Source organism: Synechococcus sp. WH 5701 (assembly GCF_000153045.1).
Taxonomy (GTDB): Bacteria; Cyanobacteriota; Cyanobacteriia; order PCC-6307; family Cyanobiaceae; genus Regnicoccus_A; species Regnicoccus_A antarcticus.
On record NZ_CH724163.1, the window covers coordinates 34,855 to 36,531 of the forward strand.

Sequence of the window (1,677 nt, forward strand, 5' to 3'; positions counted from 1 at the left end):
TCTCGATAAAGCCTTCACCTGGCAAGACCATCCCAATCTTCTCGGCACCTATGAGGAAGCCTTAAAGGCCAATCTGGTGGAGCACCAATCCCGATCGACAGAGCTGGTGTTGATCCGCGGCGAACGGGCTCTGCAGCAAGCGTTCATGCAGGGGTTGAGGGCCGTTCGTAGCCACATTGATAGTGGTGGCCCTGGAGCGGCATCGAGTTGGGACGCGCTTGAGCTGCTCCAACGTCGTTGGCAGGATCGGGTTGAGCTTCAACTTGTTGCCCTTGCACCTCTTCCCTTTTGGACGAGTGCTGAGGCGGAATCCATGGCCAGGCGACTCGCGAAGTGCCGGGGGCTTCTGGGCGGGGTGCTGGATCCATCAATGGTGGGGCCAGCGGTCGATCAGTCGTTGAAGGCCCTACTTGAGCTGGCTGATCGCCATGGCCTTGCCGTGGATTTGCATATTGATGAAGCCGACCATGCACCGGCACAAGGGGTGAAACAGCTCCTACGGGCCTTGACGATCACTCCGGTGGAGGTGCCGATCACTTGCAGTCATGCCAGCAGCCTTGCGCTGTTGCCCCAGGCAGCGTTGCAACGACTTGGCGAGCGCATGATCAGGGCCAATCTGCAGGTGGTTGCCCTACCCCTGACGAATGCTTGGTTGCTGGAACGACGATCCGACATCACTCCGCTGCAGCGGCCTCAAGCTCCCATCCGACAACTCCAACGATCTGGCGTCCGCGTTGCCGTTGCCGGCGACAACGTCGCTGATCCCTGGTTCCCTGCTGGTGATTTCGATCCTCTGTCGTTGATGGCTGCTGCCATTCCACTCACCCAGCTTTTGCCTTGGCAGCGTCTTGGTTTGGCGCCCTTCACGACGGCGGCGGCCGGAGTTCTTGGCCTGTCTTGGGATGGGGTGCTGCGTCGGGGTGCCCCTGCCGATCTGGTGGCGGTGAAGGGAACGAGTTGGTCGGATGTCTTGCGCGGGTCGTCGTCTCGGCGTGTTCTCGTTCAGGGGCAATGGTTGTCGTCGACATTCCCGACCAAGTAACGGTTAGACCCATTGGAGTGAACCGTCTGCAGCCATGACTCGCGCCGATGCGCTTCTCGCTCTAAGACAGGATTTAGCCCATATTTCCGACCTGGATCTTCAGGACGAACCTGGCCAGTTGCTGCGTTGTTCCCGCGATGCATACGACTACTCGCCTGTGCTGACTCCCAAGCTTGCGGGGGCCCGTGCGCAGTTGGTGTCTCGCCCTCAGTCGGTGGCCGCCGTCGAACAGTTAGCAGCAGCGTGTGCCAAACATGGCGTCCCACTCACGGTGCGGGGTGCTGGCACCGGGAATTATGGGCAATGCGTCCCCCTCGAGGGCGGGATGGTGATGCTCACCACTGGTTTGCAGCGCATTCGCAAGTTTGATCCCGTCACGGGTGTCGTCACGGTGGAGCCGGGTTGCCAGATGAGTCATTTGGATCAGGAGCTACGCCGTCATCAGCGTGAGTTGCGCTTGCTTCCCAGTACTTGGCGCAGCGCAACGGTGGGTGGTTTTGTTGCGGGGGGATCGGGGGGGATTGGTTCGATTCGCTGGGGATTTCTGCGCGATCCAGGCCACTTGTTGGGTCTTGAGGTCGTGCCGATGACGACCGATGCCCATTGCCATCAATTGGATGAAATTGAGGCGGAAC

At 60.2% G+C, this 1,677-nt stretch carries 2 protein-coding genes; both read left to right on the top strand.

Translation table 11 applies throughout. The features are described 5' to 3' along the window. On the top strand, nucleotides 1-1,042 hold a 1,042-nt coding region (locus WH5701_RS15500), incomplete at its 5' end, for an amidohydrolase family protein (protein ID WP_006173520.1). A gap of 34 nt (nucleotides 1,043-1,076) precedes the next feature. Further along, nucleotides 1,077-1,677, top strand: a 601-nt coding sequence (locus WH5701_RS17045) for an FAD-binding oxidoreductase (RefSeq protein WP_006173521.1), incomplete at its 3' end; no start/stop codon positions are given.